Consider the following 26,953-nt stretch of genomic DNA (forward strand, 5'->3'; position numbering starts at 1 on the left):
CGTACCATTCTAATGCCGTAAGGTTTTTCATTCAGTTATGGTTACCCTTCACAGGCGCAACCTTGAAAACTACAGTCTTCACAGTCCGCAGGCGCGTTCCAGTACCCGGTAGCAGGCGGTGACGCGCTCCACCCACCATTGGCGGGTCTGCTCGTCGGTGGCAAGACGCTCTAGGCGCTGCGGGCTGGGGGTGATGGTGCGCAGGTCCATGAACCCATCGCGGGCGATGAGCGGCTCGTCGCTGACGTCCTCAGCCATGAGGGAGACCGTGCCCAGACCGCACCCGTACCTCAAGGTCGGTAGGGAGGCCGCCAGGGACGCACCGACACCAATGCCCACCGAAGACTCCAGCGCAGAAGAAACTACCGCCGGAAGCTGCGCCTGCTCAACCAGAGCGAGCGCACGACGTACACCGCCCAGCGGCGCCGCCTTAATGACCATCAGGTCCGCGGCGTTCGCGCGCGCCACCTTCAGCGGGTCTTCCGCCTTGCGGATCGACTCGTCTGCGGCAATGCGGGCGGGCAGCCCCTCCTTGGCAATGGCAAAGCGGAGCGCCGCCATGTCTTCAATGGATGCCACGGGCTGCTCGGCGTAGATAATGCCGTACTCGCAGAGCTTGCGTAGCGCTTCAAGGGCACCGGCGAGGGTGTAGCCCATGTTCGCGTCCACCTTCAGACGCGCATTCGGGAGCGCCTCGCGAGCGGCTGCTACCCGCGCAATATCGTCGGCGAGGCTCTGACCCTTCTCCGCCACCTTGATTTTCAGTTCCTGAATCTCACCCTCGTACTTGGCGAGCACCTCCGGCACACGCTCGGCGGGCACCGCGGGCAGGGTCGCGTTCAGCGGGATGCGCGTACGCACCGGCTTCGGGGTGGGCAACCATGCCGCCTCTAGCGTGCAGGCAAGCCACGCGGCAGACTCCTGCGCACCGTACTCGAGGAAGGGCGCGAACTCGCCCCAGCCGTATGGGCCGCAAATCAGCGCGCTCTGGCGGCTATTGACCCCGCGGAAGGTGACCGTCATCGGAATTTCGACCGTGAACAGGTTCTCCAGAACCTCCTGCAGCGGCGGCAGGGGAGTGTTCGTGAGGTGAAAACCGTAGCCGAGAGGCGGCACGCTCATACTGGTGTTCAAGGTATCTGCCCTTCTGTGATGCGCTATGAGCTCACCATAACATTCTGGGGGCGGGTGGGTGCGCTCGCACCCTGTCACGCATTCTCTGGAAACTCTCAGGTTGTGGTCGAAAAAACTTTAGTTTTTCATAGCTTAACCTGGGATAGTAGGTAGTTATTCGCCTGAGAACTCGGACGGTGCTTCGCATAAAACGGCAGCTTGGGGGCTACCGTTTTGAGGGGCTGGCATCGGCGGGCTCGGGTATCACTAACAGACATGAGGGCGAGAAGGTACAAAGGGTTATGAAGAAGAAAACACCGGCAAATACATCGGGTTCGGAAAACTCCGGTTGGGAGAGCTCCGAAAACCTCGATGCTACCAGTGTGCTTCACCCCGCTGATGTGCATGCGGCCGCTGCTGACAATGCGCCCACTACGGTGTTTTCCTCTGATGAGACTGCGGTGCTCTCTGATTATCAGGACCCGACTCAGGCGCTTTCTGATTATCAGGATCCGACTGCGGTTCTCTCCGATTATCAGGACGCTACCCAGGTGCTCACCTCCCACGAAACGGCTACCCATGCCGCTACGCACAGTGATGACCGCACGAAAGTTTTGACGGATTACGGTTCCTCGCCGGCTAACAAAACTGCGCCTGCAGGTTCCATGAATACCGGTTCCGCGAACGCTGAATCTGCGAATACCGAAGTTATTTCTTCGCACCCCGACACCTCAGAGGTTATTGGCGCGACTCGTCCTTTGCCGCGCGCTTACCGTGCCCCCATTAAGATTCCTGAGACGATTCCCTCGCCGCAGGAACGCGCCTCTCAGGGGAACTACAGCGCGGATGAACCGATGCAAGCTACGCGCCGTCTGGACCCGCCGAAGCCTCCGGTGAGCGGTTTCCCGCTGAACAATCAGATGGGTGCTTCCCCAATGGGTGCGCCTCAGATGGGTGCTCAACAGCCTCTTCCCACGCGTGCGATGCCTCCGCAGCCGGTGGCTTATCCTCCCGAGGCGTATCCTGCCGCCGCCTACCCGAACGGTGCGTATGTTCAGACCGGTCAGGTTCCCGTGGATGCTTCGGGCCGCCCGGTGAATCGTCCCGGCGAAGAGCAGGGGCATCATCTTCCGAGTACCGGTATTTTGATGCGTCACGTGATGGCGTTGCTGTTCTTGGGTCTGTCTCTCTACGGTGCGTTTGTGTTCTTCATTTACACGGCGACCGGCCAGCAGGTTGATGAGCAGGCGTACACCGAGTATGCGCATCAGTTCAAGAGTTACCGCGGTCCGACCCTGACTGCGCTGGATTCTTTACCCACGATTGTTGGTGTGATTGCGGTGCTGGGTCTGATTGCGGTGCTGATTTGGAAGCACCGGTTCCTGCCCTCGCTGATTGGCGTGCTAGTTGGGGCTGCGGCGGTGACGAGCACGTACCTGCTCAAGCACTACCTGATCGTGAAGCCCGACCTGGGTGTTCAGGAGGCGCTGAGCAACTCGGCGCCCAGTGGCCACACGACCTTCGCGGCGGCGGCTGGCGCGGCGCTCTTCCTGGCGGCGCCTCGTTTTTTGCGGCCCACGGTGGCTCTCTGCGCGGCGTTGGCGACCTGCCTGACGGGTGCCTCCACGATTATTAACGGTTGGCATCGCCCGGCGGATGTGGTGACCGCTATTCTGGTCACCGCCATCTGGACGGTCGTGGGTATGGGCGTGTTGCGTTATGTGCGTCCGGCAGATTTTGCGGTGCCGGCGCGCGGTGGTTTGGTGCTGGTGCCGTTGATGACGATTGCGACGCTGTTCCTGTCGTTCTGCGCGGTCATCCTGTATCTGATTGCGATTTTTGCGCCGATTCCCGGTGGTGCGTTTACCGCGGCGACCTGCATGATTATTGCGGTGAGCTTTGGTACGACGGCGTTGATGGTGAACCTGTTGCGTCCGCGTAATAGTAATCGCTCCGCCTATTCGAAGGTGTGGAGTTATCAGTAGATGTTATTCCCCTCCCTGCTCGGGGTGTTTCAGCTTGATGTGAGCTGAGGTATTGTCCAGTTGCGGGGAGGGGAATACAATATAATAAATTTAGTATTTTTAATACCAATATTATGGAGGGGGTTGCGCGCCCCCTTTCACTCACCCCTAAAGAGAAAGGTGCGTACCATGGCAGGTACCCATGAAGGCCGCGTCCTCGTATTCCCCCAGCTCACCGAAGCGCTGACCCCCTTTGAAGATAAGCCCCAGGCCCGCAAGATTGTTGATGCCGACGGCGGCAACCTGACCCTCATGGAACTGGCTGCAGGCCAGTCCTGGCACGAGCACCACAGCGTGCACCCCATCTTTGTGCAGGTGCTCAAGGGCGAGGTGATTTTCCACGTGAAGGACCGCGATATTACCCTGGTGCCCGGCAAGCCGATTCACGTGACCGCCAAACTTCTGCACTCCCTGCGCGCCGTCAAGGACTCCACCCTGCTGGTGACCATGCTGACCGGCGAGTCGCACCCCGAACCCAAGGTCAATATTGACGTCGAAGAGGTCTAATCCCCGGCCCCAAAACCCCTGACCCCAAAACCTTAGCTCGCCGCCGCATCTGCACAGGATGTCGCGGCGAGCTTTTTCTCTGTCCTCCTGCCCTCATATATGTCGGCGAGAATACCCTCACGCTACGCCCTGAGTTTTCTGCATGCTCGTACGCCCCCGCGCGGGCGTACCCTGAGAAGTACACTCCCGCTAACATCACAGGGAGCAACCCGAAAGGATACGCAATGCCCAAGTCACTGCAACGCCCCGTCGTTCTTCTCACCGGCGCCAGCTCCGGTATCGGCTACGACGTGGCGCCGCTATTGGTGCGCTACGGATACACCGTCTACGGTGCCGCCCGCCGCGTTGAGAAGATTGAAGAGCTCGCCTCCGAGGGTGTGAAAGCGCTCAGCCTGGACGTTACCGATGAAGCATCCATGGAAGCCGCCGTACAGCAGATCATTGACGCAGAAGGCCGCATTGACGTACTCATCAACAATGCAGGCTACGGATCCTACGGCGCCATTGAAGACGTCCCCATCGACGAGGCACGCCGCCAGTTCGAGGTGAACCTCTTCGGCCTGGCGCGCCTCACCCAGCTGGTGCTGCCGCATATGCGCGCACGGGGCAGCGGGCGCATCCTGAACATCTCCTCAATGGCGGGGCGTATTACCTCGCCCCTGGGCGCCTGGTATCACGCCACCAAGTACGCTCTCGAGGCGTTCAGCGCTGCGCTGCGCATGGAGGTTGAAGAGTTCGGTATTGACGTGGTCATTATCGAGCCCGGCGGCATCAAGACCCCCTGGGGGCTCATCGCGGCAGACCACCTCGAGGAATCCTCCCGAAACGGTGTCTACGCGGCTCAGGCACAGCGCGTTGCGGCAAATATGCGTAAGCTCTACTCGCCGTCCTCCAACCTTTCAGAGCCCAAGGTTATCTCTAACGCTATTCTGCGAGCCCTGGAAGCGCGCCGCCCCAAGACCCGCTACCTGGTAGGTTTCGGTGCTAAGCCCTCCGTGTTCCTGCATACCGTGCTACCGGACCGTCTCTTTGACAAGGTGGCGCGCCGTATCTTCTAGAACCGAAATAGCGGCGAACTAGAGCATTAAAAAGCGGGCGGTGCTGCGCGAAACAGAATGTTTCGTACAGCACCGCCCGCTATATTTTCAAGAGCTACTACTAGTTTACAACCGCGTGGGTCGGATCGAGCACTCGAGCCAAGAAAGCCCGGGTGCGTTCGTGCTTGGGGGCGCCAATCACCTGGTCGGCAGGGCCTTCCTCCACGACCACGCCGTCGGCCATGAAGACGACTTTGTCGGCCACCTCGCGGGCGAACGCCATCTCGTGGGTCACCACAATCATGGTCATGCCCTCGTCGGCCAGGTTACGCATAATGCTCAGAACCTCGCCGACCATCTCCGGGTCCAGCGCACTGGTGGGCTCGTCAAAAAGCATCAGGTCGGGGTGCATGGAGAGCGCACGGGCGATGGCCACACGCTGCTGCTGGCCGCCGGAAAGCTGAGCGGGAAAACGGTCTTCCTTGCCGGCCAGGCCCACCTTAGCGAGCTGCTCGAGGGCCACAGCCTCCGCCTCCTCCTTGGAGCGGCCCAGCACCTTAATCTGGGCAATCGTGCAGTTATCCAGGATGTTCAGGTGACCGAAGAGGTTGAACTGCTGGAACACCATGCCCATGTGGGTGCGCACGCGGTTAATGTCCACGTCCGGGTCGGTGACCTCGGTATCGCCCACCATGATGGTGCCGTCGTTCGGCTCCTCCAGTAGGTTCACGCAGCGCAGCAGGGTGGACTTGCCCGAACCGGAGGGGCCGATGAGGCACACGACCTCGCCGGGGGCAACCTCCATGTCGATGCCCTTGAGCACCTGGACCTTGCCGTAGGACTTGTGCAGGTTAGAAATGCGCACCGAGGAGGCGGCCATGGATGAAGTTGAAGCAGTCATAGTATCCGTAATCCGTTCTGTCTCGTCGTTGCGCTTACTTGCGGCCGGTCAGCTGGGTGCGGCGCTCAAAGTATGCGGAGAGCTGGCCCAGCGGGACGGTGATGATGAGGTAGCACAGGCCGGCGACCACCAGGGGAGTCAGGCCTGCGTTAGCGGCGGTCAGGCCCTCACGGCCGAACTTTGCCAGTTCGTACTGCGATACGGTCACGCCCAACAGGTAGACGAGAGAGGAGTCCTTGGTCAGCAGGATAACCTCGTTGGTCAGCGGGGGAAGCACCACGCGGAAGGCCTGCGGGATGATGATCGAGATCATCGCGCGGGTGTGGGACATACCCAGGGAGCGTGCCGCCTCCATCTGGCCCTTCGGGATCGCCTGCAGGCCCGCACGCAGAACCTCACTGATGTAAGCAGCCGAAACCATACCCAGGGACAGGGTCACCGGAATCAGGTTATCCACGAAGCGGATCTTGAATGCCAGGGGAATACCGTAACCGAACGCGAAGAAGACCAGCAGCGCCGGGATGCCGCGGAAAAGCTCCACGTACAGGGTTGCAATCCAACGGTAGGGAGCGATAGAGGAAATACGCATGAGCGCCAGCAGCAGACCGCCGGAGAGGCCCACGATGAAGCCCAAGGTGGTGTACAGCAGGGTGTTCTTCAATGCCACGGTGATGACGTCGGGGAACTGCTGAGCCGCAACGTCCAGGTTGAATACCTGCTGGCTGAGGGTCTTCCAGTCAGCCAAAAGAATGGCTGCCAGAGCGATAACTGACAGAAGGGCGTACTGTGCGTAGCGGAAGAGCTTCTGCTTCTGACGGGGTGAGAGTTTAGAGGACATGCGCTTTCTTATCCGTGTGCTGTTCGGTCAAGAGCGTTTTATACGCTCACAAGGATAGAGGCCGGAGAATCCCCCAACCCAAAAGTAATAAGGGTACTCCTGAATTGGGGGAGAGACTAACCGGCTAGATGCTTAGGAAGCGGAGGAAGAGGCGCTCGCGGAGGTGGAGGAAGTGGCACCAACCCACTTGGCCTTCATCTTGTCGAGTTCGCCGTTTTCCTTGAGCTTGGCGATGGTAGCGTTTGCCTTGGTCAGCAGTGCCTTGTTGTTGGAGGAAACTGCTGCGGCAATCTGCTCGGTGTTCTCGGAATCCTGGTAGGCGATCTTGAAGGAGTCCGGGTCGTTGGTCAGTGCCTCGGATACCACGGAGAGGTTCGCTGCGACTGCCTTGACCTGACCGGTCTTCAGGGCGGAGAACATGAGGGAGGTGTCTTCGTACTGGATGACCTCTGCACCGTTTTCCTTGGCGTAGGTTTCACCGCTGGTTGCCTGCTGCGCACCAACGCTGACACCCTTCAGGTCTGCGGCGGAGGTGATGGAGGAACCCTTGGGGACCAGGATTGCCAGGTTGTCGTCGAAGTAGACGGTGGTGAATTCCATCTTGCTCTTACGTTCGTCGGTCACGCCGATACCCGCAAGGGCGATATCGCACTGACCGGTGGCCAGGCCGGTTCCGGAGTCCAGGCCCTCGAAGCTGATGGAGGTCAGCTGAGCCTTCACGCCCAGATCAGAGGCGATAGCGTTGGCGATGTCTGCATCCAGGCCGACGATGGTGCCGTTTTCTTCGTATTCGAAGGGCTTGTAGGGGGTGTTGGTGCAGACGCTGAGGGTGCCGGACTTGACGAGGCTGACCTCGCCGTTGGCGTCGGAGTTCTCGTTGGCGGTGGAGACGCAGCCGGTCAGCGCTAGGGGCAGTACTGCCAGTAGTGCGAGGGGCTTAAGGGATGCCTTCTTGAGGATTGCGGTGTTCATTGGGATGCTCCTGTGTGGGGTGTGCTCTATGAAATCTATGGTCTATTGTGCGCGCCTATGTTAAAAAATGCAAGTATATACATAAATATTCATAAATTTTTGCTGAATATGAATAATTTACACCCCCAAAAACTGAATAAAACCCCGAATTAGCGACTCGAAAACCACTTCAGAACGCACCTTAACGCACCGTGCGACACTACTACGGTTTACCCAACTATCGAATCTAGTAACCTCCATGCCACAATTGAGAGCGTGAACGCAGAGAAGAACACCCGCGCAACCCGCGCAACCCTAGACAAGAAAACCAGCGACATCGCCGCCATGTTCGATACCGTAGCCGAACGCTACGACCTCATGAACGGCATCCTCTCCCTCGGCCAGCACATCTACTGGCGCAAGCAGGCAGTCGCAGCCGTCGACGCGCACCCCGGCCAGAAAGTGCTGGACGTAGCCGCAGGTACCGGCGTCTCCTCCGAACCCTTCGCCGACGCCGGTGTGGACGTCATCGCAGCAGACCTCTCCGAAGGCATGCTGGATGTGGGCCGCCGCCGTCGCCCCGACATGACCTTCGTGCAGGCAGACGTCACAGCCCTACCCTTCGACGACGAAACCTTCGACGCAGTGACCATGTCCTACGGCCTGCGCAACGTCGCAAACTACCCCAAAGCGCTGAGCGAAATCTACCGCGTGCTCAAGCCCGGCGGACGCATCGTCATCCTCGAGTTCTCCACCCCGACCTTCGCCCCCTTCGGCGCGGTCTACAAGAACTACATCATGAAGGCGATTCCGCCGATTGCCCGCGCAATCTCCTCCAACCCCGAATCCTACGAATACCTCGCCGAGTCCATCATCGCCTGGCCCAACCAGCAGGAACTGGCGCAGAAGTTCAAGGAGGCGGGCTTCACCTCCGTGCAGTACCGCAACCTCACCGGCGGCATCGTCGCCATTCACCGCGGTTTCAAGCCTGAAGCACACAACGCATAGACACCGCGTTCACACACCACCGAAGACACCAACACCAAGAAGATAGAAGACACCGTGAGCAACGCAGAGCAGCCCATTGCCGCAACCGACCTGTTGGGAGACCTCGACCTGAAGCTTCCCGCAGGCTTCGAACTCATCGCCGCAGACCCCAAGCTGGGTCCGCAGATTCTTTCCTCCCTCGCGCGTATTGAGGAGCGCCTGGCCGAGGCGATCGCCCAGACCGACCACCTTGCGGATGTCGCATCCCGTCACCTGCTCTCTGCGGGCGGCAAGCGCGTGCGTCCCCTGCTGGCACTGCTCTCGGCAGCTGTCGACGGCGAAATCAACGACGAGGTTATCGAAGCCGCCGTGGTCGTTGAACTGACCCACCTGGCAACCCTCTACCACGACGACGTGATGGACGACGCCCCCAAGCGCCGCGGCGTGGACAGCGCCCAGATGATTTGGGGCAACTCCGTCGCGATTCTCACCGGCGACCTGATCTTCTCCCGCGCATCCCTGCTGGTGTCCGAGCTGGGCACCCGCCCCATGAAGATTCAGTCCCAGACCTTTGAGCGTCTGGTGCTCGGTCAGCTCTTTGAGACCACCGGCCCCCGTGAGGGTCAGGATCTGCTGGACCACTACATCGCGGTCATTGAGGGTAAGACCGGTTCCCTGATTGCCGCAGCTGGCGAGTACGGCTCCCTGCTTTCGGGCGCTTCCGAAGATGTTATCTCCATGGTCAAGGCGTACGGTGAGCTGGTGGGCGTGGCGTTCCAGCTGGCTGACGACGTGATTGACATTGTGAGCGACGGTAAGACCAGCGGCAAGACCCGCGGCACCGACCTGCGCGAGGGCGTGCCGACCCTGCCGACCATCCTGCTGGACCGTGCGGTAGCCGCCGGCGACGAATCTGCTATCAAGGTTCGTGCACTGCTGGATGCCGACCTCAGCTCCGACGAGGCTCTGGAGACCGCTGTGGAGGCGCTTGCCGCCCACCCGGTCACCCAGGAAGCATGGCAGATTGCTTACGACTGGGCGGACCGCGCGATTGCCGCGATTGCTCCGTTGCCCGAGTCTACCGCGAAGGCTGCGCTGGAGTCCTTCGCTCACGCTGTGGTTCACCGCGAAGGCTAAAATACCTCACCACGTAGCGTATGCGCTGGCGTAGGTGCTGATGCGTCTCATACTTCAAAACCCCCGCTGAATCTGCCTGGATTCGGCGGGGGTTTTCTGTATTTAGGCTAGTCAGTACCGGTTTTTGGGAGAGCTAGGTGCAGTCCCTGCCTCCCGAAAAGTTCCGTATGCTGGGGTCTCCTTGACCGCCATATGCCTTTAAGGTAAACCTTATAGGCATGCCTGAGGTGCACATCCACCCCTTAAGCGTTCGACGGCTCCCACGCCCAACCCGTGTTGGAGAGCCGTTTACTATTTCTGGACGCGAGCTGAGCCCAACCACCCTGACGGGTTATTCTCGCACCAACCATCCGCGTCCCCACACATTCGAGGTTTACAACTATGGGAGCATCTACCCCTAAGGCGCCCACGAAGCGCGAAGGCTTCTCGAGCCGTCGCGTCTTTATCTTTGCCGCCATCGGTTCTGCTGTTGGTCTGGGCAATATTTGGCGTTTCCCCTACATCGCATTTGATAACGGCGGCGGCGCCTTCATGATTCCCTACATTGTCGCCCTGCTGACCGCTGGCCTGACTTTCCTGTTCTTTGACTACGCGATCGGTCACCGTGCGCGTGCGTCGTCCCCGCTGGCTTTCCGCCGTCTGAACCGTAAGACCGAGTTCATCGGCTGGTGGCACATGGGTATTAACTTCGTGATTGCTATCTACTACGCCGCTATTGTGGCGTGGTCGCTGCGTTACATGGTTTTCTCCTTCACCAACGCGTGGGGTGATAACCCGAAGGCGTTCTTCCAGGGCGAGTTCCTGAAGGTTGCAGACAACCCCGGTGTCTCCCTGGACTTCAACATGAACGTCCTGATTCCCATGATTCTCGTGTGGGGCGTGCTGCTTGCCGTGATGGCTCTGGGTGTTCAGAAGGGTGTGGGCGCTGCCAACGTCGTCTTTATTCCGTTGCTGCTGGTCATGTTTGTCGGCCTGGTGATTTACTCCCTGACCCTGCCGGGTGCTGCCGACGGTCTGAACGCTCTGTTCACCCCCAGCTGGGATTCGCTGGCTAACCCGGACGTGTGGGTTGCAGCGTACGGCCAGATTTTCTACTCGCTGTCCATTGGCTTCGGCATCATGATTACCTACTCCTCCTACCTGAAGCCCAAGGCTGACCTGACCGGTTCCGGTGCTGTGGTTGGTTTTGCGAACTCCGGCTTCGAGCTGCTGGCGGGTATTGGTGTGTTCTCGGCGCTGGGCTTCATGGCTCAGGCTGCCGGCACTCAGGTGAGCGAGGTTGCGACCAGCGGTATTGGTCTGGCGTTCATCGCGTTCCCGACCATTATTTCGCAGGCTCCCGGCGGCGTGCTGATTGGTGTCCTCTTCTTCGGCTCCCTGCTCTTTGCTGGTTTCACCTCCCTCATTTCGATTCTTGAGGTGATTATTGCGGGTGTTCAGGACAAGTTCGCGACTTCGCGTCTTGCCTCCACCGCTCTGGTGATTATTCCGGTTGCCGTGATTTCGCTACTGCTGATGCCGACCACCACCGGCCTGTACGTGCTCGACATTCTCGATAACTTCGTGAACCTCTTCGGTATTCTGGCAGCCGGCCTGTGCGCCATTATCGTGGTCGCTTACGTGGTGCGTGCACTGCCCGCTCTGGCTGAGCACCTGAACCGTTACTCCTCCATCAAGGCTGGCAAGATTTGGATGGTCCTGCTGGCTGTTGTGACCCCGCTGGTTCTGGGCTACTCCCTGATTCAGAGCGTCATCAAGCTGATTGCAACCCCCTATGAGGGTTACCCGGCGGATATGCTGGCAATCTTCGGTTGGGGCATGAGCGCACTCCTGGTGGTTGGCGCGATTGTTGTTTCTCTTCTGCCCTGGTCGAAGAAGTCTCGTGCGGCTGAAGAGCCGCCGGCACCTCCGGTGATTGCCGGTCAGGTGGAGCACAGCCACGTTGATTCGACCATTACCCGTTAGGAGCCCTCATGTCTATCTCCGCAATTGTGATGCTCATTGTGGCAATCCTGATCATTTGGGGTGGCCTGGGTTTGGCTCTGCTGAACCTGCACCGTCACCCGGATCTGGATGCTCTCGATGATGCTGCTGAGGCTCAGGGCTCTGAGCTTTAGCGTGTGAACGCGACATAAAGTGATGCCCCGCAGGCGTTAGCCAGCGGGGCATCACTGTGTTTATATGGGCGTTTTACGCGGGCGTTGGGGGCTACTTGCTCTGCACGTCTTCAGCCTGTGCGTTGTCGGTGCTGACCAGCGGAATCATGCCGGTTTCCGGGTCGGACAGCGCGGAGGGTCGGTAAGAGCGGGAGGCGCGCAGCGCATCCACGGTGAAGATGATGAGCGCAATCCAGATGAGGCTCAGACCCAGCACCTTATCGGGGCTCATCTGCTCGTGCAGAACGGTGATGGCAAGAATGAACTGGATGGTCGGGCCCAGGTACTGCACCATGCCGATGACTGAGAGCGGCAGTGCCTTGGTTGCCGCGGCGAAGAGCATAAGCGGCACAACGGTGACCACGCCGGTGGAAGCGAGAAGCCAGAAGTGACCGGCGCCTTCGCTGAGGAGGGTCATCTGACCCTGCGCGTTGAGCACGAAGAGGGCGGCAACGCCGAAGGGCGCCAGGATCAGCGTTTCGAGGGAGAGCGAAACAATGGGGCTCACCTCGTGAGCGATACGCGCCTTGAGCAGACCGTAAATGCCGAAGGAGAACGCCACACCCAGGCCCGTCCAGGGCACCTGCCCGTAGATGAGGCTCATCATCAGCACGGCAAGGCACGAGATTGCCACGGACACCCACTGTGCGGCGCGCAGTCGCTCCTGCAGGAAAATCACGCCCAACACCACGGAGACCAGCGGGTTAATGAAGTAGCCCAGGGACACGTCAATCGTGTGGCCGGTCGTTGTCGCCACCACGTAGATGAGCCAGTTCGCGCAGATGAGGAACGATGCAGCCGTCAGTACCAGCATGACGCGGCGGTTCCGCAGAACGCGACGGAAGTCCGCGGTCGCGCGCACCAGCGGTAGCAGTATGGCGCAGAAAATCAGGGAGAAGACTACTCGCGCCACCACAATTTCGATGGGGCTGGCGGGAGCCATGAGCACGAAGTACAGGGGGAGCATGCCCCAAATGAGGTAGGTGCCGATGATGGTGATAAACCCGTTGCGGGTGGCGTGTTTCTGAGTCTCTGACATCGTTTCTTCTTCTGATCTGATTCTTCGGTTACGTTCTTCTAATGCTAATCGTCGATTCGGCGCTTGCGTACGTAGAGGGTTGAATACCTCCAAGAACGCCGCAGGCGCGGTACCACGAGGATACCGCGCCTGAAGTGTTGCTGTGTATTCGGTTTAGAGGCCGAAGAAGCGGGAGAAGAAGCCCTTCTTCTTGGGCTGCTCTGCCTCGCGGCGTGCAGTTTCTTCCTGCTTGCGGCGGGCTGCCTCTTCGTGCTCTGCCTGCAGGTCGGGAGCTGCACCAGCGTTGCGGATGGGCTCCACGTGCTGCTCCTCGTACTCTGCGTGCTCTTCGTAGTGCTCGGCCTCGGCGGGCTGCTCAGCAACAGGCTCAGCTGCGACCGGCTCATCAGCGTACTCTACGGAAGCCTCAACGGTCTCGTACTCGGGCTGCTCGGCACCGATAGACTCGTCGGTGTAGACGCGAGCCTGCTCGGTTTCCTCTGCCTCGTACTCGCCGGGCAGGGTCTCCACGGTGACCAGGCCGGGCTCTGCGTGCTCTGCCGGTTCCTGATCGAAGGGAGCCTCGTCGGCGGGGTAGAGGTTCTCGGTGCTCTCGACGCCGGGCACCTCGGTCTCTGCGACCGGTGCGTGCTCTGCAATCTCGACAGCGCGCTCAGCCTCAGCCTCGGCACGTGCGGCGGCGCGTTCTGCCGCCTCCTGCTCGCGCTGTGCGTTCTGAGCGGCTGCCTCTGCGGCTGCCACGCGCTCAATCTCGGCGCGCAGTGCGGCGAGGGATTCGCGGCGCTGAGCGGCAGCGGCTGCGCACTGCTCCAGAACCTCGGGGCCAACCTGAGGCTCAGCCTGCTCGATGCCGCTGATTCGGCCGTCGTCGAACCACAGGCGCAGCGCGCCGTCGGTTGCGGTCAGCACGGCGGTTGCCTCGGTGTCCCAGGCAATGTGGAAGCCGCGCTGCTGAGCGTAGGAGTCCACCGCCAGAACCTGGTTGTGAATCTCTTCGCTCTGCAGGGTCTTCGCGATGACACGGCCGATACCCTTGTAGGTCGGTGCCTCGAGGGTCAGCTCAGCACCCTCCAGCAGGGTCCATGCGCGCACGCCAGCACCCGCGGGTAGCGGGTAGTGTGCGTACAGGCCGCTGATGGTCTTGGTTGCCAGGGTGAGTCGGCGTGCCAGGGACTCGGAGAGGGGCAGTTCGTCGGTGGTCAGCTCGGTCAGGCCGTCACGCTCACCGGCTTCGCGCGCCTGAATAGCGGCAGAAACAACGGAGTCGGGGAAGTAGCCCAGCTGCTGCCAAGACCAAATCCAAGTACCGCGGTTCTCGGATTCGGTGCCCAGCAGGTGCGGCTTGAGCGAAAGCGGGGGCGTGGTCTCAAAGTCCAGAGACTGGGAGGTGAAGTCCACGTTCCACTCGGAGGTACCCACGAGCTCAGCGAGTCGAGCCTGGTACTCGGTGGAGATAAAGATCGATGCGTCGATAAGGTCCTGCAGAGAATTCGTCATGCTTCAAGATTATCAACCTTTTAGCGTTCACTATGCCGTGTATCCCCGGTTTCGGGGTGCGCTTTAGGCGTATTGGACGTTAAGAGGGTCGAATGGGCCGCCTGGAGAGGTGCAGGGGAGAGGTAGAGCATATATCTTTCGGCGTAAACTATCTGCGTGGAGTGCCCGTGTTCGTTAGAATCGAAGTGACGGCTTCTTCCGGCACCCTGTAAGCCGACTGATACGACCGAACACGGATGCCTCCAGCCGCGCCGTATTCACACTCAAGGATGTATGAACTATGACTGAACCCCGCCTTGCCGAGACGAGTAGCCGCGCCGCGCGCATTCAGGATGCGCTGAACAACATTGGAAGCTGGCTGCTGGATGTCGTTAGTGTTGACCCCGGCTGGAGCGAAATGGTGCTGGACGTCAAACCTCTGGCAGGTCAGATTTTCGTGCGTGTGCGTGAATTCCGCGACGGTGAAGAGTTCATTGGCACTATCGGCCCGCTCAAGGACGGCTCGCCCATTATTGCTGAGGTCCGCAAGCTGCAGCGTGCCGCCTACGACGGTAACCGCGGCACCTGGTTCACCGCCTCCATCGTGGTGGCGGCTACCGGCTGGCCCAACCCCCAGTTCAGCGTGGGTGCCTCCTATAACCGTGACGATGAGCCCGACAGCTGGAAGAATGAGGGCACCCTGACCGCGACCGACGTGCGTGAGCACCTGGCTGAGTTCCCGCGTGATGCGTCGCGTATCCCGCAGTGGGCTCGTGAACGTATGGAGGGTCGCGCCCGCCACTCTGCCGCTGCGGCGCTGTCTTCGAGCGAGCACGAGATTCCGAACCCCTACCTGGTTGCCGCTCTGGAGACCTTCCGTAACGATGTGCAGGAGCGAACCCTCATTAACGTGGTTCGTACCATGCTCGGCGGTGACGTTCTGCTGGATGCGACCGGCTCCCTGCTGATTCCGTCCGAGACCGACCCGATGGGCCCCGAATCGGTGCTGACCCACCAGGTCATTCGCATGCCCGAGACCGGCATGCAGGCTCTGTGCGTGTTCTCCTCCTCCGAGCACATTGGCAAGAGCTACGTGCGTCAGGAATCTGAGGGCGACGAGCTGATTTTGCGTGAACCGGCGATGAAGGTTTTCATTGACTTCCTCAACAACGAGGCGCTGGACTTGATTGTGGTTGACCCCGGCACCGACCACGAGTGCTACATTGAGCGGGCTCAGGTGCAGTGGATTGTCACTTCTCCCCGCAATGACGGTGCGAAGTTGGCGCTGACCCAGGACAACATGCAGATGCTGCTCGGCTCGCTGGTCTCCCCGGCATCCGTGCTGCTGGTGGGTGTTGACCCGGCTGACCCGTCGGGTACCTCCTTCGTCTTTGACCCGGATGAGAACGGCAACCCTCAGAGCCTGCTGGTGTTCACCTCGCCCATTGAGATTGCGGCGCTGGACCCGCATATTGAGGTGCGTTCGGCGAACGCCCTGGATATTCTGCGTTACGCCCTGGAGATTGGCGCACCGAGTGTGAAGGTGAACGCGATTAACCCCTCCACGGTGCTGACCGCGGCGCAGATCCGCGAACTGCTGGAGATTGTGGGCTCGCAGCCCCGTATGGGTGCCTAAGCTCCTGCATTAAATAACTTAAACCGTTGAGGCGGCGACACGAGTAGTGTCGCCGCCTCAACGGTTTAAGAGCTCTCATGACCGAGCCAACGTATTCCTCAGGCTATGCCGCCAGGATGCGCGCTGCCGCCTCCTGCTGGGTTCGGGCGAGAGCCGCCTCCTGTTCGGTCTGGCAGTCTACGCACACGCCCTGGTAGAGTACGTCTGCGCTGAAGAGCGCCATGCCGTGAAAATCGCTGGGGGTCAGGCAGGGTGCGGAGCCAACCGCGCAGTCCACGTCTTCGACCTTGCCGCAGCGTACGCAGAAGGCGTGGTGGTGGTTGTCGCCCGTTCGGGTTTCGTAGAGGGCGGGGGTTCCCGGCGGCTCGAACTTACGCAGCAGGTCGATATCGGTCAGGTCGGCAAGAATAACGTAGACCGACTGAACCGTGATGGCGGGGATGCGCTCGCGGACTGCCTGCACGATGGTGTCGGCGGTGGAGTGCGGGTGTTCCTGCACTGCGTGGAGTACGGCGAGGCGCTGCTTGGTGACGCGGCGGCCCTTGGTGCGCAGACCGGTGGTCCATGCTTCTTCGAGCTGTTCGGGGCTCATTGCTGAGAGCAGGGGCAGGCCGGTGGTGTGGGCGCAACCGGTGTTGTGATGGTCTGGGTTCTGGGTCTTTTTCGTATCGGAGGTTGTCTTTGCGTCGGTCATAGGTTTAAGTCTACACATTATTATGAGAAATTCATCATTATTTTATGAAAAGCTCATAATAAGCCGGCAGGGCATCCCTTTCATCCACTCTGTGGCGCCCCTCCTCACCCCGGCCTCGGGTGTGAAGAGATGCCGTACAATCAAAGAACCTAGAGTACCCGTACCGACGAGCATCATCAAGGAGGACAGGGTCATGGCGTACGACTTCACAAACCCTATCTACATTCTGCTGATGATTCTGCTCTTTGGCGTGCCCATCGTGACCCCGGTGATTTACGGTCAGTACCGTAGCACCACCACCGGTTTTGATTTGGAGGGTCAGCTGATGCTCGGCCTGCTCTTCATCCTTTTCCTGGGTGCTTACAGCACGATTCTGCTGCTCGGTATTTTTCCGACTGCTACGGCACAGGTGCTGGAGCAGGTGCCCCTGGTGAATATTCCGGGCGCCATTCCCTAATCCCTCTTGAGCTTTCGGTGCATGGGTGACGCTCTGGGTGAATCCGCGTGCCATAAGGTGCGCCCGCGGGTGCTTGCACGTATTCTATAGAGTCAAGTACACGCTGTACACACTGACCTAATTGTTCAGGAGGATACCCATGCACAGCCATAACAACGGACTGAAAACTGCCCTGTTGATGGGCTCCATGGTGGGCATGATGCTGCTCATCGGTGGCCTGCTTTCGGCGACTTTCCGCACCTCTATTTTCATCTGGGTTATGGGCCTGTTTAGCTTGGGTTCGGTCGCGTACACCTACTGGAACTCCGATAAGCTTGCTCTGCGTTCCATGAACGCGTACCCGGTCAGCCGTGAAGAGGTTCCGGTGCTTTACGACATCGTGGAGGAGCTGTCCTCCCGCGCGGGTCAGCCCATGCCCGCTCTTTACGTGGCACCGACCATGACTCCGAACGCGTTCGCGACCGGTCGTAACCCGCAGAATGCGGCGGTGTGCTGCACCGAGGGTATTTTGCAGTTGCTGGATGAGCGCGAGATACGCGGCGTGCTCGGCCACGAGCTGATGCACGTGTACAACCGCGATATCCTCACCTCTTCGGTGGCGGCGGGTATCGCCTCCATCATCGGTACGATTGCGCAGATCCTTTCGTTTGGCGCGATGTTCGGTGGTTCCAGCCGCGACGGTGAACGCTCGAACCCTCTCGCCATGTTTGTGATTGCGCTGCTGGCTCCCATTGCTACTCAGGTCATTCAGATGGCTATTAGCCGCACCCGCGAATTTGATGCCGACGAGGACGGTGCACGTCTGACCGGCGACCCGCTGGCTCTGGCTTCGGCGCTGAACAAGCTGGAGAGCGGTGTGTCCATGTATCCGATGGACCCGAACAACCGCAACACGGAGGCGGCGAGCGCCATGATGATTGCGAATCCCTTCGGCTCGCTGAAGAACATGCTCTCTACTCACCCGCCGATGGACCAGCGTATTGCGCGTTTGCAGCAGCAGGCTCGTGAGATGGGTCAGTACTAAGTCTTTTCTTCGCTGAATCATCCGGGCGCGAGTGTGTCACTGTATGCATGTGACGCTGTACGAATATGACCCGGCGTGACGATTATGACCCGCGATGACGGGTTGGCAGACAAAAATCCTCGGGGTGGCTACTGTGGAAGTAGCCACCCCGAGGATTTTGCATTTTGGCTTCTAACCGCCTCCCTCACCCATGGCGGGGGAGTGCCTGCGCTTAGCGGTAGTTGACGAACTGCAGGTCAACCTCAAGGTCGGCGGCCTTGAGCATTGCAATAACTTCCTGCAGGTCATCGCGGGACTTGGAGGAGACGCGCAGTTCATCACCCTGGATGTTTGCCTTCACGCCCTTGGGGCCCTCTTCGCGGATCATCTTGGAGATCTTCTTCGCCTGATCCTGCGCGATGCCTTCCTTGATGGAGCACTCGATGCGGGTTTCCTTGCCGGATGCGTAGGGCTTGCCGGAGTCCAGGGACTTCAGGGAGATGCCGCGCTTGACCAGCTTGGACTGGAAAACGTCGAGCACTGCCAGGGCGCGCTCTTCGGCGTTTGCCTTGATGAGGATCTTGTCGCCGGAGTAGTCGATTTCTGCACCTACGCCGCGGAAGTCGTAACGCTGGGAGATTTCCTTCTGCGCCTGGTGCAGTGCGTTGGAAACTTCCTGCTTGTCCACCTTGGACACAATGTCGAATGACGATTCGCTAGCCATGGGCTTTCCTTTCGTGAATGAGGTGCTACTGGCACCAGTTAGTACTAGCCTACCGGGTTGGGGCTCTTGTTCACAGCTAACTATCAGAATAACGAGCCTGTTTTACAGGCGTTACTAACCTTAAAAGAGGACAATAGAAATATGACCACTCCTAACCTGTCCGTAACGGACCTGCGCACGAGCGAGGAAGCTCGCGACCTGCAAACCCTGCTCTTCATTGACTTGCATACCTCTCTGGGTGCTGAGCCCGAGGGTATTCCTGAGGCGGAGCGTCTCAACGAATCTGACCACCACGAGATTCATCTTGATCTGCACGAGGAAGATGCTGAGCCTTCTCCCTTTGACGGTATCGGTATCACTCTGACGGAACCTTCGCTGGTGGCGCGTTTCCGTGGCGTTCGCCGTGACCTGGAGCGTGAGATTGCCGGTGACATGTGCACCGTGGAGCAGGCGCGCCGCTATCTGGAGCACCTGGAGATTGTGCTTCTGCTTGAGCAGGATGGCGATACTCCTTCCCGCTCCTTCTAAAACTGCTGTAGGCGGTGGCTTTATTCGCGGCTTTATTCATAAGGTGAGAGCGTGGGCGCTGCGATAGATATGGGCGCGCGGTGAGCGTGCGCTGACGCTCTTGTGTGACGAAAAGACGATAAATACAACCAGATATATAACCTTCGTCACAAAACTCTATGTGAAGTGTACAAGTCCCTAAAACTGCTGTAGAGTAGTCTCTGTTCGCTTGAGCGAGCAACTAGCACCTAGCTAGGCGGCAGGTTACCCGAGCGGCCAAAGGGGGCTGACTGTAAATCAGCTGGCACTGCCTACGGGGGTTCGAATCCCTCACCTGCCACAAATAGCCCGGTTACGAAAGTAACCGGGCTTTTGTGTATCTAAAACCAGTTTTATAGCGGATTCCGCAGCCGCTTTCCACCGCGGTGATCTTCCACAGCAACGGTCTTTCATGGTTGCGCCCGTATTTTCTTGGTGCCCGCATTGGGGGCTTTCCTCAGGATGCTGTAGGGGACGACCAAGGGGCTTTGCCCGCCGGGTCGGGCGCGTCCATCATTCGGCTACGAGGGCATTCGCCAGAGTATTCGCGACACGCCCGTGAACCGGCTGAAACAGCCGCAAAAAGTATTTACTATGACCGCAATTTGTCATATCTTTCACATGTTTGAATCCCAGAGCGAACAATTAGCGATTGGGGTCTTGAGGGTGTAGCTTTATCTCATGGCTACTAATGAAATTACTCAGCAGAACCTGACTGCTACCGTCGAGAGCAACGACATCGTCTTCCTGGACTTCTGGGCAGATTGGTGCGGTCCCTGCAAGCAGTTCTCCCCCGTCTACGAGGCGGCTTCGGAGAAGCACAGCGACATTGTTTTCGGCAAGGTCGACACCGAGGACCAGGGCCAGCTCGCTCAGGCAGCAGGCATCACCTCCATCCCCACCATCATGGGCTTCCGTGACGGTATCCTGGTTTACCAGCAGGCTGGCGCACTGCGCGAAGACCAGCTGGAGACCGTAATCGGTTCGATTCGCGAGCTCGACATGGATAAGGTCCGTGCAGAGATTGCAGCAGCAGAGGGCTCTGCAGAGAAGAAGTAAGCTCACCACCACAAAAGAGCTTGAACGGGGCGCACCCGCCGGCACAACCGGCTGGGGCGCCCCGTCCCCTTTTAACCTCGTGAGGGTGCAGGAACGTTAGCGGTCGCGGTGATCCTCAATGCACATGCGCGCCCCGTAGCGCTGCTTTGAGAAGCCCGAAGCGTGCATGAGCCGCACCAGACGTTGCCGATGCGGGCTAAAGGGCGCAAGTAGGGCGAGCATTCCCGCATCATCGGTGCGCTGACCGGTGAACAGTTCACCAACCGCGTGCGCTAGATGATAGTCGCCCACGCTGATGGCATCCGGGTGCCCGCACACACGCTGCAGGGCCTCGGAAATACTCCACGGGCCCACGCCGCGCACAGCGTGCAGGCTCCGCGCCAGAAGTGCGACGTCGCCTTCTGCCGCAATGTTTTTTAGAGACTCTGCGGAACGAGCGTAAGCGTACACGGCATCGTAGCGGCTTTTATCAACGCCAGCCCGATGCCAATCCCAGGTAGGAATCGTCGCCAGGGTCCGGGCGTTTGGGTAGACGCGCATCCCCTCCGGCTGATGCCCCAGCCCGGTCGAAGGGGCGGGGGAGCCGTACTTTCGCAGAACCCAGCCTAAGGTCCTGAACGCTTCGGTCTGGGTGATGCGCTGCTCCACAATGGCGTTGAGCATCTGCCGGTCCAGCTGCCCCGAAGCGCTGAGGCGGAGCCCCGGATTCTGCCGCCACGCCTGCTGAACACGCGGCGGAAGAGACTCAAAAGAAGACAGAGCACCGAACTGTTCGGCGGGGTCGTGCAACCCCAGCCAGTACGTCATTTCCTGCGCTAGCGCCTGAAGGTCGGCTCGCGCCTGCATCTGCTGATCAGCGGCACTATAAGAAACCCAGATACGAATACGCACCGGGCGCATCAGCAGGCGATGCAGGGAGGGGAGAGTCTCGGGAAGCTTAGCTGGCTGCGCCAATCGTTCGGCGTACAGCACCGCCGGGAACTCATGAAACGGCGTGCGAGCCGTCAACCAGATTCTCTCGGCACCATCCGCGCGGCTCAGCGCACGATACGAAAGATCCTGAGCACCGCGGCGCAACGACCCCAACGTCTGCGACAACTGCACCGGAACATGCGGCTCAATCACAACCTCGCATACCTCCGGGCTCAGAGCGCCCGGAAGAGACGAAACAGCGGGGGAGAGAGTACGAACCTGAACGCGCGGTTCGTGAAGAACATCCGCAAGCGCTGGCGCATAAGGCACACCAGCTGCCGCTAAAGGATGCCGGATGCGCCGAGCACCCGCTACCGGGTGGGTGTCAAGGGCCGCACAGTTAGGGGTGACACCGCCGGGGGTTGAGGAAGGAAACGTACTCACCACACCAGTCTATGCGCCCAAACCGGGCAACAACATCCGGGGCAGATATTTGAGGGACAAGATACAAAAAGCGCAGGAAGGGCAGGCACAGCGCTAATGCGATACCCTAAAGGGTAGAGCGAGAACGAACGCAAACTCCGCCACCGGCAACGACAAAGGCGACGCGTTCCACCCGTTCTGTGGGCGCCTGTAGCCCGGACACACACCCCGAGAGAAGGACGCCTATGGCACCGGAAGCACATGACGCACCCTCGACGACTAACGCACCTGAAACGACGAGCGGCACCGCTACAGGCGCGCGCCGCCAGCGTACCCAGAAAAAGCCGCGTCAGTCCCTCACCGAGCGCGTCAAAAGCATCCGCCCCCTCGAACTACTACCCGGCCTGCTGCTTGCCGCCGCCGTCATGGCGTTGTACACCTACTACTCGCTGCAACAGATGAAGCACTGGATTACCCCCTCCTGGGACCTGGCGATTTTCACCCAGATGGCGCAGGCGTACTCGCACTTCTCCGTGCCCATCGTGCCCATTAAGGGGCCCGACTTTAACCTCTGGGGTGACCACTTCCACCCGATTCTGGTGCTCCTGGGACCCATCTACGCGCTGTTCCCCTCACCGACCACGCTACTGGTCGTGCAGAACGCCCTGGTCGCCTTCGCAAGCTTCGCCATTGTGCGCTTCACTCAGCGTGCCTTCGCGCTCGCCCAAAAAACTGAAGATGCGCAGAAGAACGAACCTGCGCAGAATGCTCAGTCGGCAAAACTTCAGAGCGTCATCCCGACCCTCACCGGTCTGCTACTCGGCGCCGGATTCGCCCTCAGCTTCGGCGTTCAGCAGGCTATCGCCGCCCAATTCCACGAAGTAGCCTTCGCCGTGCCGCTGCTCGCCATGAGCCTCGGCTACCTGGTGCTCGCCTCGCGAGTGAGCGGCACCGAACGGGCCCGCTACCTCGCCTACGCTTGCTGGTGGTCCCTGCCCATTGCCTTCGTCAAAGAAGATATGGGTATTACTGTCGCAGCCATCGGCCTCATCATCTTTATCCGCACCGGCTGGTTGAGCATTGCTGTTGACATTCTGATGCCGCGCCTCTCCGCTGGTACCCCCGCTCCCATGCGCACCCGCATGCAACAGCTCTACTCTTCCTGGGCGCGCACTCCCGCCGTCGCCGAATCCACGATGGTCATGATGTGGGGCGTATTCTGGTCCGCCGTCGCCATCTACGTGATCCTGCCCTACTTCAATAGCGGTGGAAACTTCGATTACGCCGACAAGGTGAACTTCTCCGCAGCCCTGGGCGACCCCTTTGGCTCGGCACTGCAGATGCTCAGCAATAACACCAAGCTGGCAACCCTCGGACTGCTGCTCATTACCGGAGCGGTCCTCTGGGTGATTTCTCCGCTCGCGGCAATTGCCCTGCCGACTCTTGCATGGCGTCTGCTCTCCACCATGGAATCCTACTGGGCAAGCACCTGGCACTACTCGCTCGTGCTCATGCCCGTTGTCTTCCTCGCCTTGCTGGATGCCGTCGTGCGTGTACGCTACGGCGTGGTTCCCGCCGCAATTCCGGTGCGTTCGGGTGCGCGAGTAGCCGATAGCGCCTCCGCGCAGGAGGGCGATGCAGCGGCTGAGCCTGGCCGCCTCAGCGCTATGGCACGCCGCATGCCCGTATGGGCTCTGCCCGCCGTGGCGCTCTTCCTTGCCGCGTCCCCGATTTTTGTGCCCGGCTCCCAGCAGCCCCTCGCATCCCTGGCCAATACGCAGTTCACCGCCTCCGCGCTGACCACCACTGACCAGATGAAGCAGGACGCCGTGCAGAAGGTACCCGAAGGGGTATCGGTCGCGTCTGATCTGTCGATTCTGACTCAGCTGATTCCCGGCCGCACCGTCTACTGGATTGGTCACACCGGTGAGCCCGCACCCGACTACGTGGTCATCGACCGCAGGAGCAACTCCTGGGGCGGCAACCCGCCGACCAACGCCGCACAGTACGCGGCCGACCGCTACGGCCATTCCTACGCTAAGTACGCGACCGTCGGCACGATTGATATTGTGCGTCGCGTAGATTAATCCGAGGACTACATAGGCACGATGCGTGCCCGAAAAGCGCCCGCCCTCCGGCTGCGAGGGTGGGCGCTCGCCGTTAAGAGATGAGGTTTTAAGCACCTTTTGGGGTTAATCGGGTGCCGCTAAGGTAGACTAGGTAGAACACGGGAACCCCCGATGAAGGTCTTGTGCGCACCCGGCACCCAAGGTGGTGCTGGAATTGTAGGTGCGCCGTACTCACCATCACCGATTGATACGCCCCATAAACTTACGGTTTACACCGTACACGCGGGCTTCTCTTAACGATCTCTGGTCCAGCGTCTTTGCTGCGTCTGCTGTAACAGACACACCACCGCCGTGTCAGCGGGAAGGCGAACCACCAGGAATACGTGACATTGCATGTGAGCATTACCCACCCTGTACACCCCTGATCCACAGGGACTACTGTGCGCCAAGCGCAGAGTACGAGCAGGCGTGCGGATAATGTGCCGAGAAATTCAAGACCACCCCCAGCAAAAGCCGCTACCCGCAGCATCCGCAGAACACCTCTGCAGAATGCGCCGGTAACGGAGGACCCCTGGACGCTCTACTCCCCAGGGGATGATGTGTGGCTGGGCCGTGAAGGGGACACCCGGTAAGCGCCGAAAAGCGTGCGCTTCCACCCCTACCGTATAGAGGAAAAATTGACTGAGAATACTGCTACCCCGGCCGAACAGAACGCCGAGGCAGAGACCGTTGTGACCACCGAGAACATCGCCGAGAGCCCTGCTGTAGAAGCAGAAGAAACCACCGCAGAAGCTACTGCAGAAGCACCTGCCGAAGAAACCGCCGACAAGGCTGAAGAAGAAGGCGTACGCTTCACCGACCTGGGCCTGGACGCTCGCGTCCTGGCAGCTCTGGAAGAGGTCGGCTACGAGAAGCCGTCCCCCATTCAGGAACAGACCATCCCGCTGCTGCTCGAAGGCCACGACGTGGTCGGTCTGGCACAGACCGGTACCGGTAAGACCGCAGCATTCGCGCTGCCGGCACTGTCCCGCATGGCTGAACTCGCCGACATCAATGGCATCTCCCGCGACACCCAGGTTCTGGTCCTGGCACCCACCCGCGAGCTGGCTCTGCAGGTTGCAGAAGCCTTCTCCTCCTACGCAACCCACATGGAGGACTTCACCGTTCTGCCCATCTACGGTGGCTCCCCCTACGGCCCGCAGCTGGCCGGTCTGCGCCGCGGTGCGCAGGTCGTCGTCGGTACCCCCGGCCGTGTGATTGACCACCTCGAAAAGGGCTCCCTGGACCTGTCCAACCTGCAGTACCTGGTACTGGACGAAGCAGACGAAATGCTGCGCATGGGCTTCGCCGAAGACGTGGAAAAGATCCTCGAAGGCACCCCCGACAGCAAGCAGGTTGCGCTCTTCTCCGCAACCATGCCCAACTCGATCCGCAAGATTGCTCAGCAGTACCTGAACGACCCCACCGAGATCCGCGTCAAGGCTAAGACCACCACCAGCGCAAATATCTCCCAGCGCTACATGCAGGTCATGCACTCCCACAAGCTGGATGCAATGACCCGCGTGCTCGAGGTCGAAAACTACGACGGCATCATCGTCTTCGTGCGCACCAAGAAGGAAACCGAGGAAGTTGCCGACAAGCTGAAGGCACGCGGTTTCGCGGCAGCAGCGATTAACGGTGACATCCCCCAGCAGCTGCGTGAGCGCACCGTTGACGCCCTGCGTGACGGCCGCATTGACATCCTCGTGGCAACCGACGTGGCGGCACGCGGCCTGGATGTTGAGCGCATCTCCCTGGTCGTCAACTACGACATCCCCCACGACACCGAGTCCTACGTGCACCGCATCGGTCGTACCGGCCGTGCAGGTCGCGAAGGTGCCGCAATCCTCTTCGTCACCCCGCGTGAGAAGTACATGCTGCGTCAGATCGAGAAGGCAACCCGCCAGAAGGTCGAGCCGATGCACATGCCCACCGCAGAGGCAGTGAACGAGACCCGTAAGCAGCGCTTCGCACAGCAGATTACCGAGACCATCGAGTCTGAGGACCTGAGCTTCTTCCGCCAGATTATCGAGGACTACGAGAACGAGCACGACACCACCGCTGAGGACATTGCGGCTGCACTGGCTGTTATCGCCCAGCAGGGTCGCCCGTTCTTCCTGGATGAGGAAGAGGATATCGCGCGCAACTCCCGCCCCTTCTCCGACGACGATTCGGACCGCGGCGGCCGCAAGGCAAAGCGCGCGCACAACGACGAGGGCATGGTCAACTACAAGTTGAACGTTGGCCGTTCCTCCCGTGTGACCGCAGGCGCTATCGTGGGTGCGCTGGCTAACGAGGGTGGCATTAAGGGCTCCCAGATTGGCTCCATCGACATTCGCCAGCACTTCACCATTGTTGGCCTGCCTGAGGACCTGCCCCGCGACTTCTTCGACCGTCTGCGTGACACCAAGATCGCTGGCGAGTTCATCAACATCCGCAAGGACAACGGTCCCAAGGGCGGCGGCGGTGGCCGTAGCTTCGGTGGTGGCCGTCGTGAGGGTGGCTACCGCGGCAACCGTGAGGGTGGTCGCGACTTCGGTGGTCGTGATAACCGTCGCGAGGGTGGCTACCGTGGCAACCGTGACGGTGGCCGTGACTTCGGCGGCGACCGCGACTTCAAGCGTGGCGGCCGCGATTTCGGTGGCAAGCGCAATGACCGTGACTTCGGTGGTCGCGACTTCGGCGGCCGTGATAACCGCCGCGAGGGTGGCTACCGCGGTAACCGCGATGGTGGCCGTGACTTTGGTGGTCGCGACTTCGGTGGTCGTGATAACCGTCGTGATGGCGGCTACCGCGGTAACCGTGACGGTGGCCGTGACTTCGGCGGCCGCGGCAAGCGCTACTAAGATTCCGGCTAAGCATGGATTTGCGGTATGAGAGGCTTGCTGAGGCTATCGGCTAGCAACCTTGTCATCCGCAGATGAGTCAAAGACCGGCAGGGGAGCGATGAGCTCTCCTGCCGGTCTTTTGTATTTGTGTGTTGATGTGTTTGCATCAGCTGTTGCGGTGGTGCCTGGTCATTGCGGGGGCTTCTGATCAAAGCTGGGCTCTCATGCGGCAATGCGGAGAACAGGAAAACATCAAATGTGGCGTATGCCATAGCTTTTCCGCTTGCGAGCATTCCTGAAGACCTGTATAGTTTTACCTGTTGCCCCGATAGCTCAGTGGTAGAGCGCCATCTTGGTAAGATGGAGGTCCCGGGATCGATTCCCGGTCGGGGCTCTC

The 26,953-nt window shown here is 60.0% G+C and carries 23 protein-coding genes and 2 tRNA genes; 16 read left to right on the top strand and 9 right to left on the bottom strand.

All coding sequences use genetic code 11. The annotated features are described in order from the left end of the window. Positions 1 to 78: 78 nt before the first annotated feature. A complete protein-coding gene (locus HMPREF2712_RS04230; protein WP_070819364.1) occupies positions 79 to 1,122 on the bottom strand; it encodes an o-succinylbenzoate synthase in 1,044 nt (347 codons plus the stop codon). A gap of 293 nt (positions 1,123 to 1,415) precedes the next feature. Between HMPREF2712_RS04230 and HMPREF2712_RS04235 the strand changes: the two genes are divergently transcribed. The 3 genes from HMPREF2712_RS04235 (at position 1,416) to HMPREF2712_RS04245 (ending at position 4,702) form a co-directional block, all read left to right on the top strand. Continuing rightward, positions 1,416 to 3,098: a phosphatase PAP2 family protein gene (locus tag HMPREF2712_RS04235; protein ID WP_049356277.1), complete on the top strand. Its 1,683-nt coding sequence runs from the start codon at positions 1,416 to 1,418 to the stop codon at positions 3,096 to 3,098. A gap of 168 nt (positions 3,099 to 3,266) precedes the next feature. After that, positions 3,267 to 3,644 (top strand): cupin domain-containing protein, encoded by a 378-nt coding sequence (locus tag HMPREF2712_RS04240; RefSeq protein WP_049327511.1) that lies wholly within the window; start codon positions 3,267 to 3,269, stop codon positions 3,642 to 3,644. 224 nt (positions 3,645 to 3,868) lie between these two features. Next, positions 3,869 to 4,702, top strand: a complete 834-nt coding sequence (locus HMPREF2712_RS04245) for an oxidoreductase (RefSeq protein WP_070819365.1) — start codon at positions 3,869 to 3,871, stop codon at positions 4,700 to 4,702. Between the two features lie 100 nt (positions 4,703 to 4,802). Here HMPREF2712_RS04245 and HMPREF2712_RS04250 read toward each other — a convergent pair whose 3' ends face one another. From HMPREF2712_RS04250 to HMPREF2712_RS04260, 3 genes are all read right to left on the bottom strand, one after another. Then, positions 4,803 to 5,582: an amino acid ABC transporter ATP-binding protein gene (locus tag HMPREF2712_RS04250; RefSeq protein ID WP_049343223.1), complete on the bottom strand. Its 780-nt coding sequence runs from the start codon at positions 5,580 to 5,582 to the stop codon at positions 4,803 to 4,805. Between the two features lie 34 nt (positions 5,583 to 5,616). Next, positions 5,617 to 6,420 carry an amino acid ABC transporter permease gene (locus HMPREF2712_RS04255; RefSeq protein WP_070819366.1) on the bottom strand — a complete coding sequence of 268 codons (804 nt, stop codon included), beginning with the start codon at positions 6,418 to 6,420 and terminating at the stop codon, positions 5,617 to 5,619. A 132-nt stretch (positions 6,421 to 6,552) separates the two neighbouring features. Beyond that, positions 6,553 to 7,392, bottom strand: a complete 840-nt coding sequence (locus tag HMPREF2712_RS04260; protein ID WP_049349163.1) for an ABC transporter substrate-binding protein — start codon at positions 7,390 to 7,392, stop codon at positions 6,553 to 6,555. A gap of 255 nt (positions 7,393 to 7,647) precedes the next feature. Here HMPREF2712_RS04260 and HMPREF2712_RS04265 point away from each other — a divergent pair, with 255 nt between their 5' ends. The 4 genes from HMPREF2712_RS04265 to HMPREF2712_RS08925 all read left to right on the top strand — a co-directional run bounded on the left by HMPREF2712_RS04265 (position 7,648) and on the right by HMPREF2712_RS08925 (position 11,612). Beyond that, positions 7,648 to 8,379: a demethylmenaquinone methyltransferase gene (locus HMPREF2712_RS04265; RefSeq protein WP_049349165.1), complete on the top strand. Its 732-nt coding sequence runs from the start codon at positions 7,648 to 7,650 to the stop codon at positions 8,377 to 8,379. Positions 8,380 to 8,433: 54 nt separating this feature from the next. Continuing rightward, positions 8,434 to 9,495 (top strand): polyprenyl synthetase family protein, encoded by a 1,062-nt coding sequence (locus tag HMPREF2712_RS04270; RefSeq protein WP_070643047.1) that lies wholly within the window; start codon positions 8,434 to 8,436, stop codon positions 9,493 to 9,495. Positions 9,496 to 9,876: 381 nt separating this feature from the next. Next, complete coding sequence (locus HMPREF2712_RS04275; RefSeq protein WP_049353824.1) at positions 9,877 to 11,460, top strand: sodium-dependent transporter; 1,584 nt, start codon at positions 9,877 to 9,879, stop codon at positions 11,458 to 11,460. Positions 11,461 to 11,468: 8 nt separating this feature from the next. After that, positions 11,469 to 11,612, top strand: coding sequence for a methionine/alanine import family NSS transporter small subunit (locus tag HMPREF2712_RS08925; RefSeq protein WP_080974200.1), 144 nt, complete (start codon positions 11,469 to 11,471; stop codon positions 11,610 to 11,612). Positions 11,613 to 11,703: 91 nt separating this feature from the next. Here HMPREF2712_RS08925 and rarD read toward each other — a convergent pair whose 3' ends face one another. Further along, positions 11,704 to 12,690: an EamA family transporter RarD gene (rarD, locus tag HMPREF2712_RS04280; RefSeq protein WP_070819367.1), complete on the bottom strand. Its 987-nt coding sequence runs from the start codon at positions 12,688 to 12,690 to the stop codon at positions 11,704 to 11,706. Positions 12,691 to 12,843: 153 nt separating this feature from the next. Further along, positions 12,844 to 14,187: a DUF6882 domain-containing protein gene (locus HMPREF2712_RS04285; protein WP_070819368.1), complete on the bottom strand. Its 1,344-nt coding sequence runs from the start codon at positions 14,185 to 14,187 to the stop codon at positions 12,844 to 12,846. 280 nt (positions 14,188 to 14,467) lie between these two features. Between HMPREF2712_RS04285 and HMPREF2712_RS04290 the strand changes: the two genes are divergently transcribed. Next, positions 14,468 to 15,802, top strand: coding sequence for an SseB family protein (locus HMPREF2712_RS04290; protein ID WP_070819369.1), 1,335 nt, complete (start codon positions 14,468 to 14,470; stop codon positions 15,800 to 15,802). 103 nt (positions 15,803 to 15,905) lie between these two features. On the opposite strand, the gene HMPREF2712_RS04295 is transcribed toward HMPREF2712_RS04290, so the two are convergent. Then, positions 15,906 to 16,496 (bottom strand): Fur family transcriptional regulator, encoded by a 591-nt coding sequence (locus tag HMPREF2712_RS04295; protein ID WP_070819370.1) that lies wholly within the window; start codon positions 16,494 to 16,496, stop codon positions 15,906 to 15,908. Positions 16,497 to 16,689: 193 nt separating this feature from the next. Here HMPREF2712_RS04295 and HMPREF2712_RS04300 point away from each other — a divergent pair, with 193 nt between their 5' ends. Both HMPREF2712_RS04300 and htpX read left to right on the top strand, forming a co-directional pair. Next, on the top strand, positions 16,690 to 16,953 hold the full coding sequence (locus HMPREF2712_RS04300) for a hypothetical protein (RefSeq protein ID WP_070819371.1): 264 nt from the start codon (positions 16,690 to 16,692) through the stop codon (positions 16,951 to 16,953). A gap of 139 nt (positions 16,954 to 17,092) precedes the next feature. Then, on the top strand, positions 17,093 to 17,977 hold the full coding sequence (gene htpX / locus HMPREF2712_RS04305; protein WP_070819372.1) for a zinc metalloprotease HtpX: 885 nt from the start codon (positions 17,093 to 17,095) through the stop codon (positions 17,975 to 17,977). Between the two features lie 211 nt (positions 17,978 to 18,188). Here htpX and HMPREF2712_RS04310 read toward each other — a convergent pair whose 3' ends face one another. Beyond that, entirely contained in the window at positions 18,189 to 18,680 is a 492-nt protein-coding gene (locus HMPREF2712_RS04310; protein WP_070819373.1) for a YajQ family cyclic di-GMP-binding protein, read from the bottom strand. A 141-nt stretch (positions 18,681 to 18,821) separates the two neighbouring features. Here HMPREF2712_RS04310 and HMPREF2712_RS04315 point away from each other — a divergent pair, with 141 nt between their 5' ends. The 3 genes from HMPREF2712_RS04315 to trxA all read left to right on the top strand — a co-directional run bounded on the left by HMPREF2712_RS04315 (position 18,822) and on the right by trxA (position 20,285). Then, a complete protein-coding gene (locus HMPREF2712_RS04315; RefSeq protein WP_005508323.1) occupies positions 18,822 to 19,208 on the top strand; it encodes a hypothetical protein in 387 nt (128 codons plus the stop codon). A gap of 237 nt (positions 19,209 to 19,445) precedes the next feature. After that, a tRNA-Tyr gene (locus HMPREF2712_RS04320) sits at positions 19,446 to 19,527 on the top strand. 380 nt (positions 19,528 to 19,907) lie between these two features. Further along, positions 19,908 to 20,285: a thioredoxin gene (trxA, locus tag HMPREF2712_RS04325; RefSeq protein ID WP_012902990.1), complete on the top strand. Its 378-nt coding sequence runs from the start codon at positions 19,908 to 19,910 to the stop codon at positions 20,283 to 20,285. A gap of 96 nt (positions 20,286 to 20,381) precedes the next feature. Here the strand turns inward: trxA and HMPREF2712_RS04330 are convergent, their stop codons facing one another. After that, entirely contained in the window at positions 20,382 to 21,527 is a 1,146-nt protein-coding gene (locus HMPREF2712_RS04330; protein WP_070819374.1) for a DNA-3-methyladenine glycosylase family protein, read from the bottom strand. 338 nt (positions 21,528 to 21,865) lie between these two features. Between HMPREF2712_RS04330 and HMPREF2712_RS04340 the strand changes: the two genes are divergently transcribed. From HMPREF2712_RS04340 to HMPREF2712_RS04350, 3 genes are all read left to right on the top strand, one after another. Continuing rightward, the gene (locus HMPREF2712_RS04340; RefSeq protein WP_070819376.1) at positions 21,866 to 23,707 is read left to right on the top strand and encodes a DUF2079 domain-containing protein; all 1,842 of its coding nucleotides are present in this window, start codon (positions 21,866 to 21,868) and stop codon (positions 23,705 to 23,707) included. 659 nt (positions 23,708 to 24,366) lie between these two features. Continuing rightward, entirely contained in the window at positions 24,367 to 26,574 is a 2,208-nt protein-coding gene (locus HMPREF2712_RS04345) for a DEAD/DEAH box helicase (protein WP_070629949.1), read from the top strand. A gap of 304 nt (positions 26,575 to 26,878) precedes the next feature. Further along, positions 26,879 to 26,950, top strand: a tRNA-Thr gene (locus HMPREF2712_RS04350). Positions 26,951 to 26,953 lie beyond the last annotated feature (3 nt).

Source organism: Rothia sp. HMSC064F07 (assembly GCF_001837265.1).
Taxonomy (GTDB): domain Bacteria; phylum Actinomycetota; class Actinomycetes; order Actinomycetales; family Micrococcaceae; genus Rothia; species Rothia mucilaginosa.

Bases quoted from the DNA above. Each gene is read 5' to 3' on its own strand.
- HMPREF2712_RS04230 (WP_070819364.1), bottom strand. From the start codon at position 1,122: ATGAGCGTGCCGCCTCTCGGCTACGGTTTTCACCTCACGAACACTCCC.
- HMPREF2712_RS04235 (WP_049356277.1), top strand. From the start codon at position 1,416: ATGAAGAAGAAAACACCGGCAAATACATCGGGTTCGGAAAACTCCGGT.
- HMPREF2712_RS04240 (WP_049327511.1), top strand. From the start codon at position 3,267: ATGGCAGGTACCCATGAAGGCCGCGTCCTCGTATTCCCCCAGCTCACC.
- HMPREF2712_RS04245 (WP_070819365.1), top strand. From the start codon at position 3,869: ATGCCCAAGTCACTGCAACGCCCCGTCGTTCTTCTCACCGGCGCCAGC.
- HMPREF2712_RS04250 (WP_049343223.1), bottom strand. From the start codon at position 5,582: ATGACTGCTTCAACTTCATCCATGGCCGCCTCCTCGGTGCGCATTTCT.
- HMPREF2712_RS04255 (WP_070819366.1), bottom strand. From the start codon at position 6,420: ATGTCCTCTAAACTCTCACCCCGTCAGAAGCAGAAGCTCTTCCGCTAC.
- HMPREF2712_RS04260 (WP_049349163.1), bottom strand. From the start codon at position 7,392: ATGAACACCGCAATCCTCAAGAAGGCATCCCTTAAGCCCCTCGCACTA.
- HMPREF2712_RS04275 (WP_049353824.1), top strand. From the start codon at position 9,877: ATGGGAGCATCTACCCCTAAGGCGCCCACGAAGCGCGAAGGCTTCTCG.
- HMPREF2712_RS08925 (WP_080974200.1), top strand. From the start codon at position 11,469: ATGTCTATCTCCGCAATTGTGATGCTCATTGTGGCAATCCTGATCATT.
- rarD (WP_070819367.1), bottom strand. From the start codon at position 12,690: ATGTCAGAGACTCAGAAACACGCCACCCGCAACGGGTTTATCACCATC.
- HMPREF2712_RS04285 (WP_070819368.1), bottom strand. From the start codon at position 14,187: ATGACGAATTCTCTGCAGGACCTTATCGACGCATCGATCTTTATCTCC.
- HMPREF2712_RS04290 (WP_070819369.1), top strand. From the start codon at position 14,468: ATGACTGAACCCCGCCTTGCCGAGACGAGTAGCCGCGCCGCGCGCATT.
- HMPREF2712_RS04295 (WP_070819370.1), bottom strand. From the start codon at position 16,496: ATGACCGACGCAAAGACAACCTCCGATACGAAAAAGACCCAGAACCCA.
- HMPREF2712_RS04300 (WP_070819371.1), top strand. From the start codon at position 16,690: ATGGCGTACGACTTCACAAACCCTATCTACATTCTGCTGATGATTCTG.
- htpX (WP_070819372.1), top strand. From the start codon at position 17,093: ATGCACAGCCATAACAACGGACTGAAAACTGCCCTGTTGATGGGCTCC.
- HMPREF2712_RS04310 (WP_070819373.1), bottom strand. From the start codon at position 18,680: ATGGCTAGCGAATCGTCATTCGACATTGTGTCCAAGGTGGACAAGCAG.
- HMPREF2712_RS04315 (WP_005508323.1), top strand. From the start codon at position 18,822: ATGACCACTCCTAACCTGTCCGTAACGGACCTGCGCACGAGCGAGGAA.
- trxA (WP_012902990.1), top strand. From the start codon at position 19,908: ATGGCTACTAATGAAATTACTCAGCAGAACCTGACTGCTACCGTCGAG.
- HMPREF2712_RS04340 (WP_070819376.1), top strand. From the start codon at position 21,866: ATGGCACCGGAAGCACATGACGCACCCTCGACGACTAACGCACCTGAA.